Source organism: Lysinibacillus sp. FSL L8-0126, from assembly GCF_038630385.1.
In the GTDB taxonomy this organism is placed as follows: domain Bacteria; phylum Bacillota; class Bacilli; order Bacillales_A; family Planococcaceae; genus Lysinibacillus; species Lysinibacillus fusiformis_D.
Genome location: NZ_CP152028.1, coordinates 819,468 through 836,734 on the forward strand (window position 1 = coordinate 819,468; position 17,267 = coordinate 836,734).

The 17,267-nt window shown below is 35.1% G+C and carries 10 protein-coding genes and 2 pseudogenes; 3 read left to right on the forward strand and 9 right to left on the reverse strand.

Annotated features, from left to right (window positions below):
- The first annotated feature begins 76 nt into the window (after positions 1 to 76).
- The gene (locus MHI34_RS03935) at positions 77 to 754 is read left to right on the forward strand and encodes a hypothetical protein (RefSeq protein ID WP_058845006.1); all 678 of its coding nucleotides are present in this window, start codon (positions 77 to 79) and stop codon (positions 752 to 754) included.
- A complete protein-coding gene (locus MHI34_RS03940; RefSeq protein WP_342504120.1) occupies positions 751 to 2,010 on the forward strand; it encodes an HlyD family secretion protein in 1,260 nt (419 codons plus the stop codon). Before MHI34_RS03935 ends, MHI34_RS03940 begins: the two co-directional genes overlap by 4 nt.
- A gap of 90 nt (positions 2,011 to 2,100) precedes the next feature.
- Here MHI34_RS03940 and MHI34_RS03945 read toward each other — a convergent pair whose 3' ends face one another.
- From MHI34_RS03945 to MHI34_RS03980, 8 genes and pseudogenes are all read right to left on the reverse strand, one after another.
- A complete protein-coding gene (locus MHI34_RS03945) occupies positions 2,101 to 4,593 on the reverse strand; it encodes an S-layer homology domain-containing protein (RefSeq protein WP_342504121.1) in 2,493 nt (830 codons plus the stop codon).
- A gap of 69 nt (positions 4,594 to 4,662) precedes the next feature.
- Positions 4,663 to 6,555 (reverse strand): stalk domain-containing protein, encoded by a 1,893-nt coding sequence (locus MHI34_RS03950; protein ID WP_342504122.1) that lies wholly within the window; start codon positions 6,553 to 6,555, stop codon positions 4,663 to 4,665.
- Between the two features lie 745 nt (positions 6,556 to 7,300).
- Complete coding sequence (locus tag MHI34_RS03955) at positions 7,301 to 8,416, reverse strand: hypothetical protein (RefSeq protein WP_342504123.1); 1,116 nt, start codon at positions 8,414 to 8,416, stop codon at positions 7,301 to 7,303.
- Positions 8,417 to 8,589: 173 nt separating this feature from the next.
- The gene (locus tag MHI34_RS03960) at positions 8,590 to 9,420 is read right to left on the reverse strand and encodes a YiiX/YebB-like N1pC/P60 family cysteine hydrolase (protein ID WP_342504124.1); all 831 of its coding nucleotides are present in this window, start codon (positions 9,418 to 9,420) and stop codon (positions 8,590 to 8,592) included.
- A gap of 708 nt (positions 9,421 to 10,128) precedes the next feature.
- Positions 10,129 to 10,497, reverse strand: a complete 369-nt coding sequence (locus tag MHI34_RS03965; RefSeq protein ID WP_342504125.1) for a hypothetical protein — start codon at positions 10,495 to 10,497, stop codon at positions 10,129 to 10,131.
- Between the two features lie 679 nt (positions 10,498 to 11,176).
- Positions 11,177 to 11,479, reverse strand: a complete 303-nt coding sequence (locus MHI34_RS03970) for a CPBP family intramembrane glutamic endopeptidase (protein WP_342504126.1) — start codon at positions 11,477 to 11,479, stop codon at positions 11,177 to 11,179.
- A gap of 39 nt (positions 11,480 to 11,518) precedes the next feature.
- Positions 11,519 to 11,716, reverse strand: a pseudogene (locus MHI34_RS03975) (hypothetical protein).
- A gap of 59 nt (positions 11,717 to 11,775) precedes the next feature.
- Positions 11,776 to 12,904: pseudogene (locus MHI34_RS03980) on the reverse strand (IS3 family transposase).
- 273 nt (positions 12,905 to 13,177) lie between these two features.
- On the opposite strand from MHI34_RS03980, the gene MHI34_RS03985 reads away from it, so the two are divergent.
- Positions 13,178 to 13,384 carry a hypothetical protein gene (locus tag MHI34_RS03985; RefSeq protein WP_342504127.1) on the forward strand — a complete coding sequence of 69 codons (207 nt, stop codon included), beginning with the start codon at positions 13,178 to 13,180 and terminating at the stop codon, positions 13,382 to 13,384.
- A gap of 126 nt (positions 13,385 to 13,510) precedes the next feature.
- Here the strand turns inward: MHI34_RS03985 and MHI34_RS03990 are convergent, their stop codons facing one another.
- The gene (locus MHI34_RS03990; protein WP_342504128.1) at positions 13,511 to 17,161 is read right to left on the reverse strand and encodes an S-layer homology domain-containing protein; all 3,651 of its coding nucleotides are present in this window, start codon (positions 17,159 to 17,161) and stop codon (positions 13,511 to 13,513) included.
- Between the last annotated feature and the right edge of the window lie 106 nt (positions 17,162 to 17,267).

Here is a 17,267-nt window from a genome sequence, read left to right on the forward strand (position 1 = left end):
TTTCATATGTCATAATCTTTTTATAAGGTGTATACTACAACTTTGAAATCCTATTTTGGAAGAAAGGACGCTGTTTATGTTTTACCATTATAAGTTCTGGCATAGCTTAAAAAATCCTACCTACTTTACAAACATAGTAGAGGAAGGTGAGGTCATCGGATATAAGAAACGCGTATTATCAGTGTTTATTTTATTTATCCTGTTGTATGCTGTACGCGAATATTGGGGAATGGGGACGGAAAATTTAACGACCCTATTCGCAATGGATCAACAAAATGATTATTTTGTAGCACGCGTACTTTCCATGCTCGGTGCTGTATTATGGGCAATCGTCTATTTTTGCTTCCATTATTATGGGGTTACCTATCTATTACATCTATTAACGGACATTCCTTACTCTTGGATTAAAAAAGTCCAGCTTTATGTTGTTGCCTTCTTATTAATCGAAAAAGCAATTCTCTTTGCTGTTTTCTACGCAGTAGGCTATACAACAATGTTTTCGTTCTTCTCATTAGCTCCAGCTGCCCTACAGGTGATTGAAACAGATTTCGTCTTATTTAGCATCAACCAATTGACAGTAACGACCGTTCTAATCATTATTGTGCAGTATCTATTCCTATCTAAATGGGAGGAAGCAGCTAGTAGAAAAATATTAGTAGTCAAATTGATTGGTGTACAACTATTTATGGCCTTATTTGTTGGGATGATTAGTGTGCTACCAATAAAAGAATGGATTGCTAGGGGGTTAGGATGATGGCATTTATCAAAGCAAGACCATGGACAAGTATGACCATTGTGTTGGCGATGCTAGTAATCGGTATAAATGCTTATTTAGTGTTCAAGAATGATAGCAACATCACACGATCCTACTTTATCGACGAGTTTCAAAAAGCTTATATCGGCACAAATACTGAGCGTGTCAATAAAGAAACGATTGTGGCACCTGCAGAAACGTTTACCATTACGGCTGATGTAACCAGCTTATCGGCTGTGAATGTAAAGCGTGGTCAGGAAGTGATGATGAATGATTTGCTTGCTACCTATCAAACTGATGAGGTAGATGAAGAGATAACAAAGCTTGAATCAGAACGTACTGCCTATGAAACAGAATTAAGTGATTTACAGGATGCACTCGACCAAATTGAGGATGAATATGGAGATGGCTCTAATCCGAAAAGCTCGATTAATACGGACCAAATCAATGATAAACTATCTGTTACGCTAAAATTAGAGCTTGCTCAACAAAATTCAGCATCGACAGCCGTTGCACTGCTAAATCGACATATTGCCGAAACAAATCGTCAAATTGCGCTAATTGAAGCACAAATTACACAAATTCACTCTCGTCAAGGCATTGTCAGTCCTATTGATGGTATCGTATCTGCCATTAAAGAAGAAGCTGGTACAGTAACGTTTGAAATCTATTCTAATGAAAAAGCAATGTATGCCTATTTATCAGAAAAGGAATGGCAAAAGGTACAGGAAGGCCAAACCGTTGATTTTAAAGTCAAACATGTTAAAGATGCCTTATCAGGTGTGGTTTTAGAAAAACAAATGATCGCTACAGATGATCATACATTTTGGGCAAATGAGCTAGCCAAAACAGCAGCTTTACCACAGCCAACAAATTATGAAGTAACGTTACAGCAAGATGCTCCATTAGAGGACATCCCATTTTCAACTACAGGCAAAGCATCCATTATTGTCAATGAAGCATTCGATTCTTACAAAGTCGATAAATCGTGGCTAGCGACGACTAAAAAAGGAAATAAAAAGCTTTATATTATCAATCAGGAGGGCAAAATCCAGCTGATCGATATCAATGTGCAATTTAACACAGCGAAATCCGCTATTTTTATGGACTATGTAGAGGAAGGCACGCCAATGCTCTCTAATGAGAAACGTAATATTGCAGCCTATACCTTCCGCACATTGCCTGTTGAGAAAATACAATGGAGCCATTTTAAAGATTTAACTTGGAAACAATATGTGAAATACATTGTATTCTAAATAAAAAATCCGCTTCGCTCTCTTATGAGCTAAGCGGATTTTTTTGCTACGAACGAATTCCCTGTAGTAGCTACAGGGGATTCATCAATATTATTTGAATGATAAGCATCTATTTAAGAAGCTTGCAAATTGAGCACGTGTAATTTGTGCATCTGGTCTAAATGTATTGTCTGGGAAACCTCCAGTTAAATTATTCGCCACAAGTGCTTGGATATTGCTATATGCCCAATGTGTTGATTTAACATCTGTGAAGCTTACCTTACTTGTACCTGTTAATTTGTACGCTCTTGTTAAAATCGCAGCCATTTCTGCACGTGAAAGCTGTCCATTTGGATTAAACTTCCCTGCTTCTTGCCCTTTAATAATACCAGCCTGCTCTACGGCAGCAATGGCACTGTAAGCATAGTGACCTTTACTCACATCTTTAAAGCTTGAATCCTTCGTCGTTGTTAGATTTAAAGCTCTAGCAATGATTGTTGCTGCCTCTGCACGAGTAATCGATGCTTCTGGCTTAAATGTTCCATTGGCATACCCTTTAATAAGCGATTTATTGTTTAGGCTTTGGATTTCAGAAAATGCCCAATGTCCTTTTGCAACATCTGTATAAATTAATTCCTCATGATTATCTTTATAGACAGCCTGTAATTGATCGAAGTATAGCTGCCCTTTCTTTTGAAGAGACGCTGTTGGTTGAGCAACATATAAACGTTCAAATTTCAATGGCTGCGCTAAATCACTCGGAATATTCGCCGTAACGTACTTCCAGCCATTCCAGTCTAAACCGCCCTGACTTGTGAAATCAATCGTATGCTTAGTGCCAGAACCATCAACAACTACACCTCTTAGCCAATGCTTACCGCCATCACCAAATACCCAAAGACCGATGTTTTTAGGCTGACCTGTCATAGCAATTGGTGTCTTAGCAACCATATAGGCCGCTTTTGTGCCTGTGCCTGCTGTCGTAAAATCATAGTTTAATTGTAAGCTAGCAGTTCCCTGTCTAGCATACTCTTTAGAGCTTGCTAATGAAGCATTGGCTTTTGCCACTTCAGTTGTCCAAGATGACGCATTATCGAAGCTATCTAGTACGATAGGTTTTTCTGCTAAGTCTATTACTTTTACAGGTGTAGACGTACGGATTCCTTCATATTCTGCGATAATTTTCCCTTCACCTTTTTGTGTAGCGGTAAAGGTTGCCCCATCCATTTTCCCGATATTTCCTTCCACAGTCCATTTCATATTGGCTGGGTTGATCGTCATCGGATTCAAGTATTGATCATAGGCACTTGCTACCTGCATATCTACAGACGAACCTTTCATTACTTGACTTACACTACTTAATGTAATCGATTTTGCTTGTCCTGGTGGCGCTGTATTCACAACCTGCAAAATGGCTGATACACGACGTTCACTGCCCTCTGATGGTCTGTTCACTAGGTTGGCAAAATAGCCACCTGGATTACGCACGACCATCGCTGTAGAGCCGCCTCCATCTAAGTTAATAGCCGAAGAAGCGCCCATTGAAATTAAATGAGAAGCTAAATCTGATAAATTAACACCATTACTGTGACCGCTTATGCGACCATCAATTGTTACAAGAGATACCTTCGTACCAGTGGCATCCACTGCAACTGCTGTACGTGGACTACGTGTTGAAGCAAAGCCAGAATTCGTCGGCATCGAAATATCTACTTTGCCGTTTCGCACTAGCATTGGTCCAGCAGCTAAAATGAATTGAGCATCCATCCATTTTTGATCAATGGATAAGCTTACATCCACATTCGTGCCTGAAGTAATTGTACTTAATTCAGCAGCTAGCTCTTTATTTTGAACAGAAATAACAAAGCCATCCGCTGGTACAGATGAGTTACCTTCTGCCCCATAGGCTGTTACATGCGAAACTGTGCCTGAAAACTGATCGCCAAAATGCAAGACATTTGTATCTTGGCTAGCACCTGTCACCACTAATTCTACACCCCATGTATTCGTACCTGTGGTTCTTTTTTCAGGTGTATATAAAACTGTTTTATTCGTTCCTCGTTCACTATTAATGAGATCAATAGGATAGCTTTTGCCATTCACTTGGAACGTTAGATTTGTTGTATAATAATCTGCTATCGCTTTCCCTGATTTTGATAAACCAAACGCAACTGGTTTTTGTGTTGGGCTATCATACGTATCTCCTAAAATACCATAGTTCACTATTTCATTTTTTTCCGCTAACAAGTTCGCGGGCATACCATTACCTAAAAAGTAAGAAGCATTGACAGCTCCCACAACACGATGTCCATCATACGTATTTTGCTTTGCCATCGCTGATGTTGTTTTTAATGAATTAATAGGATTGGGCATACCGATTTCTAATTTTGTATATGTATTATTTAAATTTACATCTAAAACATTTACAAACTCACGAATAGAACCTGAAGTATAGCTTTGCTGTATATGTGTTACCTGTGGTGAAACCTCCGTTTTAACTTCACTGACTTTATTGCCTAAACCAGCTGCTTGTCCATTGATTGGGCTAACTGTTAGTATAAGCACAAATAGGGCTACAATAATTGTTACTAGTTTTCTTGCCAATTTCTTCACTCCGAATATATTCAAAGTATGGCACGATCTCATGTCACATGACCCGTGCCAGTGACTTTTTTATTTTGTTCCTACATAGATAGCTACTGGAAGATTGACACCACCAGCATGCATTAGTTCTAATTCAATTGTTCCTGATGAACCATCAATTGTGTACTCTGGCAGTTCAACATATTCTGTTCCTACTCGTAAAGAAGGCACTAAATATACTTTGCCATTGACCTTAATAGCACCACTATATAAACCACCACGACCAGCTAATTTCATCTTAATCGTTTTTGATGTGCCAGATGAATTCACCACTGGAATCGACACCTTATAGTTCATGCCAAAATGACCTGGATTCCCTACTGCTCCATTGATTTGAGAGAAGGAATTTTCAGCCGTTTGTAAATGATCTGTACGGCCGTTAGAAATGTTATAGCCTACCTCTGGAGAATCTACTGTATAAGCTGGTAGCTCTGCTAGAATTGTAGCACTTGGCCAAGCACCCCTTGGATGTTTAGCATATTCATCAACAGCAACCTGCTCTGATTGAATCGTTCTTAAGTCACTATTATCCTTTGTAAGCACTGTACGAATTGTATACTCTGGCTTTCCACCGTTAGCCGCTTGGATATCTAAATCATGTAAAAAACCAATGATATAGTCGTATTCTAAATCGTATGTTTCAATAACCTTTGTTTCTCCTGGTTCAATCACAGTACCTTTACTTGTTGATCTTTGAAGCTTGTTATTTAAAACAGCATCAGCAATCGTTAAACCAATATCGTGGCCTACCCAGCTGTTCCCAGTTTTTTGGTTAATGCCCTTCGATTCTGTTACCTTAATACTCTCTGTAGTAGATTTATTTTGAACCGTAATCCCAAGCTTCACATCTGTCCCTAATGTGTTATAATGCCAACCAAAGATACGGTGCTTATTCGTTGCTGCTGTTGCACTAACATCGTATTGTGCAAGCGTAGCATTAGATTTAGGAACTAATTTACGTGTTAAAGTTTCTGGGTTGTCACTAATAAATAAATCACGATCTCCCTCTAAACGAGCAGAAGGAACGGCTTCTGGATAAGCTGTTGAGCCAAATGATTTTTCAAGGAAAGAGCTTGTATACATATAATGATAGACATATAAATACATTTCTCTTTTTTCACTTATATAACGCAAGTTTCCGCCTAATGCATTCACTACAAAGGTAATAGGAACGTACATCTTCCCTTTTTGAACAAAAGGAACCTCTTCTAAAGTGACAACTTCATTATTCACTAAAACTTGATTACTGTTATCCTTAAAAACAAAGCTCATGCCAGCTATTTGTAATTCAAAAGAGTTATCTGGTAGCCACATACCTGTTGAATCATCAAGGTATTCATATATATAATTCGCTGGGATATAGGATCTTGATTGCTTCATCACAATTGGATCTTTCATCACAATGCGATGATTATTAATATGTAAAATATATGGGTTTTCTTGAGGTTGCTCTGGTGTTTCATCAGATAACGTAATATCTACACTTTGAGTATCGGGGTCCCAATTCACAGTGCCATCAAAGTTTTCACTGACAAAGCGTAATGGCATATAAGTTCGGTCCTTATACATAAACGGTGCGACATCCATCGCCACCTCTTCCCCATCTACTAATGCGTTCATAGAGTCAATCGTTAAATCGACAAGCTTACCATTTCGAGTAGCTGACGCTGTCAATGTATCCTTATTCCACTCCACATTCGCACCAATCGCTTCATATAATGCGCGCATCGGTAATAATAAGAAATCCGATTTATTTAAGATAGGGTCATAGACACTAATCGTCTCTCCATTTATCGTAATCGAAACATTGTTTTTTATCTGAATTCCATCTTTACTAATAGCTGTTGCAGATGCTTGTCCAGGCAAAATGGTAGCCAAAGCAACTGCCGATACAATACATGTATTCCTAAGTTTCTTAAACATGCTAATCTCCTTTTTCACATTCCATAGTCTTTAACATCTTAACACGAAAAAACCCTAAAATGTGGGATTTTTATCGAAAAGTGTTGAATTCGGTACTAGAGTGCTAACCCCTCTCCTTCAAAAGCTTCATAGAAAGAAAAGGCTATTTCCAAATCTCCATGAACATTTTCTATCAAACTCATTGCTACTTGATAAATCCTTATGTATAACCCCCATCGTACTGTATTTTAAAGGTAATGAAGTCAGCTTTTTATCAAATTATATGTGCATAATATTTGATAAGTAACTTCATTACTATTAGAACTCCCAGTAAAGTTATATTTTCTTAAGTAGACTCGTTTTATAAAAAAAAGTTACATAACTTTTGGGTAATCACCATAGAAAATGAAGTATTTGAGGATTACTACATTCAAAGCATCTCTAAGTTGGCCGATGCTTGATTGAACAGATGTAAACACTATAAATATAGCTGATTCTCGTTAATGATACTTAGTTAGATGATATCGAATTCGTTTTTTGTAGTGTATTAATTTCACTTGTGCAATATATGAATAACAGGTTATAGCACATGCTCAGCGTACTAAAAAACCCCTCTTCTAATCGTGAAGAGAGGCTGGGTAGTTGGCAAATCGCTAAATTTAATAAATCTAAAATATGTTTAAATTGTTGGTTATTACTATGTCGTAAGTATTGAATTAATGGTCGTTTAGCAACAGATTTTAGCATATCAAAATTTGATTTTAGACTAGTTTATCTTATCTACTAAATAAACGCTATATGTACTATCAAGCTTAAACTTATTTTTTATTTTTAAAGTTTTTGAATCCCATATAGAAATTACATTTTTATCCTCTTTATAAGAAGCTGTATAAAATTCGTTGGCATCATAATCAACATTTAAAAGATTTTTATTAGCTGTATTTTCTATTATCTCCATTTGAGGAGAACCAGTACTAAATGATACTTTTACTATAAAATTTAATTTTTGATCAATAGCGTTTAAAACAATATTTATCAAAAGATCTCCATTCTCTAGCATTAAATTTTTTTTGAATTCTATATTAACTATATCATCCATTATAGCTGAAAAGTCAGAAGAAAAAGTGCTTACTTTTAAATCACTACTTATTTCTACAATATCTCCACTATACATAAATAAATATAGTTTATTATTTTTACCAGTAAAAGAAAAATAATTAGGATACTGGTTTAAATTAACTTCATCTATAATTTCTAAGTCCTTATTATATTTCCTTATTTTTAAAATATCCTCACTATTTTCTTGTGCATCTTTTACAATCCCTACTACAATTGGAGCACCTTCAAGTATTGTAATATCATGTATTCTGTAATTTTCAGGAAATTCAATGCACTTATTGAGTCCAATTTTGCAAAATTTATTATCTAAATTTTTATCCATATTTGTCATAATAAATTTTGAATCGTCATCCATATAGAATCTTTCTACAAAGTCATTTTGACCTGTATTAATAAACGAGATTTTCGAATTATTTGGGTTGTACGACATGATTTTAGAATCGCCTGAATATCCACTACTAGCAAAATAGTATTTATTTTGGAAAAAATAAATGTTAGAAGGAGCGAAAAGTCTATCTGAAATTTCATAGCGTTTTATAATTTCACCATTTGAATTAAATTCTTGTATATATCCTTTTTCTGCAACTGGATCCATTAAATTAAACACTAAATAATCTCCCTGTCTATCAGTTGTGAAATTTGTAACATCATTAATTTCAATAATATCTATTTCTTTTTCGGATTCTTTATATACTATAGGTTCTTCACAACTTGAAAGTAATAATAAAGTAATAAAAACAGCAAAAAATTTTAATATTTTCATATTTACACCTATATCTCTTATAATTATATAAAATTGTATAAAAAGGACTTTTTGAAGTGAATTTATGTGAAAATCGAAAAGCAGAAATGTTGTTAAATCAACGTTTCTGCTTTCGCTATTTGGGCATTTTTGATTAAAATACCCCTTTTAAGACAACCCATATGTAATAAATCTTAGAACATATTTTTGGGCACATTAGAATATTTTATTGTGTTACCACTAGCAGCAATGTCAATCGGCAATACAGGACCCATTTTTGGTCCAACTCTATAGCCAGCAGATTGCCAAGCCTTGTATACAAGTTTTGAACAATACCATTCATCATTATTGTCAAAACCAGTTTTTACATTATATGGTTCACCTACTTGATCAACCGCAAATTGATATGCTGCTAAATATGCAGAATCAGGGGCATCTTTAACATAATATAATTCTTCATCATTTATATGTGACTGACCCCAATAAACTGAAGCGGGATTATGTACAACCCCTGAACGAACAGCTTCAACAACGTAATTAGGAATTGTACTCATTAACGCAGTATGTCCATGTCGAATAACATCATAAGATTTAGCTACGTTACTAATTAAAATATCTCCTTTATATCTAGAAGTTCCACCACCAATCTCTAAAGCAAATGGAGAAATAGCAGTATCATCATTATTTGTATAACTGATTGATTTATTTTCTAATTGAGAATCATATATTATAACATCAAGGTCATTTACTTGATCTACAATTGATATTTTTTTTTCATGATCAATGTTTGGATTTTCTTCTAAATAGTCATGTAACATATTGTAATTCTCTATTGATAATTGGTCTCTTTCGTTAATTGATAATTCAATACCAGACTGAATATAATTTTTTGTCTCTTCCAACTTTTGAACAAGTTGTTCAAAACTATCGCCTTCACTTTTTGCAAGACTTGCGTTAGTCCCAAAATTAAAAAGACTAATAGAAATAACAGAAATAGCAGACATTTTAATAATTTTATTTTTCATAATTCCACTCCTAAAAAAATTTATATTTCTTTAATACATTGCAATATATTCGAATCGATTCTTGATGCAAATATATCACATAAAAAGGAAAAAATAAACTATTAAACAAAAAAGTGTATTATATATTGTTAATTACATATATAGTAATAATTAACATTTTGAAATAGAAGTTATTAAAAAAGCTTCTGCAAAGAGCTCCAGCTATTCCCTTATGGAAAAATGTAGCCAATATCTTTTAAATACATCGATTGAAAATTGGCGAAAAAGTACCCGAAGACCTTTTCTATATTGTTGAGGAGAAATTGTAGAACGATAATCATCTCTCTGGTTCTTTGAAGGAGTGCTTGAATAAGGACCCACTCTTACTTGCGCTTGCCTTTGCAAAACTACCCTTCAATTTCGTTAGGTTCAGCGCTACCCTGCCGTTCAAACTGTTTTTGTCCAGCCTTGACCTCATGGCCCTTAGAAGGTCATTCGGGCTTCGACCATTTAACCTTATCCCGAATAACATTCATACTGATTATAAACAGCCACCCCCCTATTCAATTGAATAGGGGGGTGGCTGTTTCCCTAACCTTTTTGGGAACGTTATTTCATTATGAAGGTTATAAGATTAGCATATTTAAGCACGAAATTAGCCCTTAAATTCGATAAGAACGTGTCAATTGAAGCTAAAAAAGTGAGACTACTACTTTATGTCCCAGCATCTTATCTATTTGTATACGTAAAAATATTGTAGAAGGCTCCAATGCTATCAATTTCGCGCAAATGTGTACCGCCACCATAAGTCATTTTTAAATGATACGTTGTAAAAAGACCTAAATTGTGGCTGCTAAACTGCTCTACCGTATAAACGTGTTGACCGGCAGTGCATGTGCCGTTGTCATAGCATTGCAAACCATGTTTCTTTGCCAATTCATTATAGTACGTAGTTTCTGAAGGCCTTGTGAACAGAGCAGTCACGCATATCAACGCCAGTACAAGGACAGAAACGAGAGGTTTCTTCTTTAAAAAAATGCTTACAAAAATTGTAGTAACGATAATTAAGATTAATAGAATAAAAAATACAATAAACATTGAATCCTCCTTTTATTTACTAACTCATAATGAACAAATTAACTTCAAATAATCACCATAAAAAAAGACAGAATGCCAAACTTTTAGGGAATACATTTCACAAGTAAAATAGAAATTATTTAACCGCTTGTTCGTTCTTTCCTTCCGATGATATTTTAAGAAATTCAATCTCTGCAAGATATTCCACTATACACTACACATGTACGTAAGAATATCTAAGAAATGATATGCTGCTAACTTTAAAGTTTGGTATTCAATCATCGGAAGCCCTCGGATATTTAATGCGAATTTAACCATATTTCAGATTTCTGTTAACATCTCAAACTCTGGTTCTTTTTATTGCCTAAACCTATTGTAATGTCATGACTTCTTATTGCTATTCTTGACGTTTATCCATAATCTTTATTCACCTCTAGGAATAATTTATCACATTACATATATAATTTTCCATATTTTCGATGTTATAAAAAGGTATAATTTAGACGTTGATAGCTAATAAGCTGAGCGATTAATAGCTATCATTCCTTTTTCTCAGCTATCTAAACCTTCTTACAAATATTAAATTTCATTTTATACTTCTGACTAACGGTAATATATTAACTAGCCTTTTACCCATAAAGTTATTTAATTTAGAGGCGAAATTACTCAACATTCCCTCAATTATTACTTTAAACTTTTTTTATTTTCCATTTCCCTGTAATGGCAGATAACAAAACCATGGCTCTATTACCATATTGATTAAAACATGCGCTATAATTGGAGCGAGGATGCTCCTTCCTGTATATATGTAGAGCATAGCAAGAAGACAACCTAAGATCGTAGTTGAAAGAATGGCTGGAAGTGCAATTTTTATTTCTCCTCGCAATAATAGCCATGCACCATGAACAATCCCAAACGTAATTCCTGAGATTAACACTTGTGAAAGATATGGAAATCCAATAGATAATCCAAAAGCGCCCTTGTTAGTTATACAAACAGACATAATAATTGCATATTATATAAATGATGAGACAATATGTAATTATCTCTTACCTTTTAGTTCTAAAAGTATAGGAGTTATATTTAGTAATATAAAAAAAATTGTCAAAAATCATAATGCCATTTCCATACCAGGTACTACATCCAATAGAGCTGGCCAGTCTTCCACTTTTACCCACCCTGATACAAGACTGTATTCTGAACAAAGTGTTAATGCTGTAAATGATAATCCTATCGCCATAGCAAGCTTATAATCCTTTGGCACTGACTACCTTTTTTGAGACAGTAAAAAAACACCTTTTAAACTGCCAGTTGACGGTATTTTACCGGCGACTGGTTGTTTAGTTTCGTTTGGATACGGATATTGTTATAATAGTGTATATATTCTTCGACGATTCGAATCACACAAGCATTAGACGTGCTGTGTATTCCGTCGAGATAGAACGTTTCGGACTTTAGCGAGGAGTGAAATGTTTCGATTGGGGAATTATCAGCGGGCGTGCCTTTGCGGGACATGCTCATGGTAATTCCTTTTTCTTTTACTGCTGCTTGATAAACATAGGACGTATACACAGAGCCCTGATCGCTATGCAGAATGATATCCTCAGGCAGCTGCTTCAATTGAGCGAGCGTATCTAAGATAAACGTTGTATCTTGTGTATCACCGACTGTATAGGCAATGATTTCACCATTGTATAAATCCATGATGCTTGAAAGATATAACATCGACTGACCAAAAGGCAAGTAAGTAATATCGGTTACGAGCTTCTGGAGGGGTGCTGTTGCCTTAAAATCACGGGCTAATGTATTGTCTGCTATGTTCGCTGGTTGACCGGTACGTTTACGCTTTTTTACTTTGACACGACAAGACCAATTACATTTTTGCATCACTCTTTGTACCGTTTTTTTGAAATTTATGGAAATAAAGTAGCGATTTTACGATAGCCATAACGATATTTATGGGCTGCACAAGCTTCACCAATCGCTTGATCTCGACTATCTTTATTGGACAGTATCCCACGTTGTTTTCACCAACGGTAATAGGTCCCCATATGGGCACAAATAGTTTGAATAGACATGGTTCCTTTTAATTCTTCTACGAGGTCTACGAATGCTTGTCCAACCACTTCCTCTCCAGTTCTTTGTACTTTTTTAGTACTTCAATTTGTTGTTTTAAGAAACGAATTTCAGCTTGTAAACATGCCTCCTCTGTATCGTATTCAGGACCTTTACCAAATGAATATTGTTTCCCAACTGGTTGTTGGAATCGTTGATGCTCTCCTTCACGATACCATTTCATCCACACTTTTAGTTGCGTATGATTTTTAATATTTAATGGCTCAAGCACTTCCTTCACTGGCACACCAGCTAACCTCATTTCAATCGCTTTCATTTTTATCTCAATTGGATAACTTACTCTTGTACCCATAGAAAAAACACCTCCACGTTGATTGTTTGGTATTCAATACCCGTTTTTCAACGAAAGGTGTTTTTATTTGTCTCATATTTTTAGGTCAGTGCAATTTTTCATTACAGAGCTTCTAGTAATATTATTACTGGTTAATATTTGGTAAAAAATCTATTAGTTATTTGATAAAATGTTTATTATATTCAATCCACTTTTCCATCTTGATCTCAACAGCAGCAATCTTATACAAAAGTTAAAAAAAGTAATAATAGAATAATAATGGTGAATAGGCAATTGGAACAACAAAAAGAATATGTAAGAGCGAAGCTTTCAGAAAAAATAGGACTTATTTATCGTCAGAGAAAAGTAGATATGATACCAATTTTTCTATTTTTGAAGGATAATTTACGTTTTACTCGTTTTTTAGTCTCGAAGATGAAATTGAGCTTGCAATGGGGGCAATTAATTTACGAAAGTTCACAACAATCAGCTAAGGCTTAAAGAAGGAAAATAGAAAAAGTGAAATTGAGCGCACTCAATTTCACTTTTTTTCATTATTTAAAGCTAATTACTTTCCAACCTCTATTAACAATATTCAAATATTATATTTAAAATAAAGTCAGATAATTAGTCAGTTAAAACAACTTGATTAGTAACTGGAGTAATTGCATTTCCTGCTACATCTTTAATACCAGCGCCGATGTTTACAGTACCAGTACCAACTCCTGTAGCAAATGTAGCATTTGCAGCTGTTGTTACTGTAATAGTATCTGTACCAGAACCTGCAATAGAAACTACTGCAATACTTACAGGTGCACCAACTCCAGCACCATCTGCATCATACATAAAGTTTGTGAAATCAGCAGCTGTAGCTGTAACAGGTTCACTAAACTTTACTTGGAAAGTTGTAGCTGTAAGCATTTTTGTTGTAGCAGGTACAACAGTTGGTGCCGTGCTATCATGAGTGATAGTAAAAGTAACATCAGTAGTAGCTGAAACATTACCAGATGCATCTGTAGCTGTAACAACAAAGTTATTTTCTGCATTTGGTGATAATGGAGTAGCAATTGAATATGTTCCACCAGTTGTAGCAGTACCAGATGCTACTACTAAATCACCAGCATCGATAACTCCATTATTATTAACATCATTGTAAATTTTCACAGTTGAACCAGCTTCTGCTTCACCAGTAATAGTGTAGTTAGGAGAAGAAGTTACTACTGTATTAGCAGGTAAAGATACAGTTGGTGCTTTTGGTGCAACTGTGTCAATAGCACCTACAGAAGTTAAATACTCAGAAGATGCTGCCGCTTTGTTACCACCTTTGTCAGCAATAAATGAAGCATCCTTCTTCACACTTACTTTGAACTCATCGCTTGTAGGAGATGTAAATTCGATTTCGATAACGTTATCTTTTCCACCTGCTTTAATAGCTGTCGTATATTCAGCTGGTGATACTACTTTACCAGTTCTAACATTAGTAACTACTAAATCATATTTGAAATTACTTACAGTAGTAACATCAGTCTTATCTAATGTTTCACTGAATGGTAATTCAATTTTATGATTAGTTACTTGTAAACGAGTTTGATCTTTAGCTAATTCTACTTGAGGCTTAACAGCATCTTTTACATTTACAGTAGCACCAGTAACATTGTTACCAGAAGTAGTTGTAATTTTGTTATCAGCTTTAACTGTTAATGTTAAAGCATCTAATGCAGTATTTGTAAAGCCTGTGCTACCTACTTCACCTGATAATTTTACTGTTACAAGATCTGAACCATCAGTTTCAACTGAAGCAATAGATACACTTGAACCAGTTAAAGTAAAGTCAGAAACTGCAGCTTTACCAATTGGTTGGTTAAAGCGAACTTTTACAATACCTTTTTCAGTTAATTTTGCATTATCAGCAGTGTTTTCATCATAAGCAGCTAATGTTGCAGCTGCAGTGTTTGGAAGAATATCATTTCCACCAAATTGCTCAACGATATTACCAGCAACATCTTTAAGTGCTAATAATTTAAATGATGTTACATTAGCAGCTTTAGTAGAATCGTTGATTCCAACTAGGTCATTACCAATGTATTCTGGGAAGATGATACGAACAGCTTTACCACCTTGTACAGGAGTTACTTCTGTACCTGAAGGAAGTTGTTGTTGTTTTCCGCTAATTGTAACAAGATAATTTTTAGAATCAGCAAGTGTTGCTAAATCCATTTCTTCGTTAAAGTTAATGATGATTGTACGAGTTTTGCTATTTGCAGAGTTAGATACGTATTTTGGAGCAACTGTATCTTTACCAGTAATAGTAACTGTTACATCATTCATTGTATTTTGAAGTTTTGTAGTATCACGTACTCCAACAACTTTTAGTTTGTAGCCTTCTGTTAATGCATCGTAAGCTTCAACTGTAAATACTTTGTTTACACCTGTTCCAGTTTCGTCAGTAACAGTTTTAATTGGAACAACTTTACCATCTTTATCTGTTAAAGTGAAGTACTTAGTATCACCAACAGCAATTTTAACTTGTTTGTTAAATTTAAGAGTGATTTTTTTGTTATCCACTTTGTTAATAGAAGCTTCAGTAACTTCTGGACGAGTTTGATCTACTTCAGCTTTTACTTTAACTTGAGTTTCAGTAATTTGGTTACCTGAGTAGTCTTTAACACCTTCTACGAACAATGTCATTTCATATCCAGGTAGTGCATTTGCAGAGAAGTCAAATTCATAAACATCTCCAGCAATTTTCTTCACTGAACCTGCAGCTTTTTTATCTGAACCTGACATCCAATAGATGTTAGATTTAGAAATTGTGTCTGCATCAACTTCTTCACTGAAAGTAATTGTTACTTTTTCAAGAGTAGCACTTACACTCTTAACAGTAGGAGCAACTTTATCTTCAGCCACTTCAAATTCAACTTCTTTAGTTAAAGCTTTGAAGCCTGCGAAATCTTCAACACCAGATACTTCTAATTTGTGTTTTCCAACTGATAAGTCTGTAGAAGAATAAGGTTTTAAGATTAACTCACGAGAACCTTCATCAACAGTACCAAAGAATGATTTACCATCTAGTTTGAAGTTTGTTGTAGAAGCTTTTTTAATTGGCTCAGAGAAAGTTACTTTAATAGCTTTTGTTCCAAGAGATTTCACTTCTGAAACTTCAGGTAATGTGTTATCAACTGGAGTGAAAGCTACATTAGTAGCATCAATAGTTTTTTCTCCTGCTTTAACATTTTTCACTGAAAGTTTGTAAGATTTTTGGTTTTCTAAAACTTTACCATTTACTTCTTTAACTGCTAAACGGACAGTTTTTCCATCTTCTAATAATGTAGCTGAATCTAACTCAATTGAGCTATCAACAGTATATTTATCAACATCTTCAGCAGATGTTTTGTCAACTTTACCGTCGAACTCTACAGTGATTTCTTTAAGGTTAGTTGCAGATACAGATTTAACTGCAGTAGCTGTAGTTACAACATAAGTAACTTTAGCTGTGTACTCAACGTCTTTGATTTTGAAAGTAACTTCTGTTTCTTTGTTAGGCTCTAGAGCTTTTTCTAAAGTAACAGTTTCTTTAGTACCGTCAGTTAAAGTAACGTTTAAAGTTTTAGCGTCAACTACTTCGATTTTGTCAACTTTTGGAGTTGCATCTACAGTATCAAGTGTACGTGAGAATACAACTGCGAAGTCTTGGCGAGTAATTGAAGCATTTGGGTTTAAGTTTGTTTTACCGTTTGCTTCAGAACCTTTGATAACGCCGTTTGCTACTGCGATTTCAAGGTAAGATTTAGCCCATGGTTTAACAGTTGAAGAGTCAGCGAATTGACCTAGATCTGCTTCACCTTCTAATTCGAAAGCTTCAACAAGAATTTTAGCTGCTTCTGAACGAGTTAATTGTTTGTTAGGAGCAAATTCAGTTGCGCTTACACCTTCAAAGATTCCGTATTCTACAGTTGCAGCGATTGCATCGTAGTACCAAGCGTCAGCTTTTACGTCTTTGAAGTCTACAGAACCTTCAGCTTCTAATTCTAGAGCATTTGCGAAGATTGTTGCAGCTTGTGCACGAGTGATTGTGCTAGTTGGGTTGAAGTTGCCGTTAGCATCTCCTTGAATTACACCACTGTCAACTAAAGCTTGAACTGCCTCTTTAGCGTACCCTGAAACTTTATCGAAATCATTTAATTGTGCTGCAGATGCTACAGGAACGATTGCTGATGCAACTAATGCAGCTGTTGCAGATGCCGCGAAAAACTTACGGCCTTTGTTTTGCTTTGCCATTATTTGTATTCCTCCCTAATATTCCTAAAAATTGATATTATTCCAATGAAAACTATAGTACCACCATAATTAGTTGCCTAAATTTATGTATTATAGCTTTCCTGAA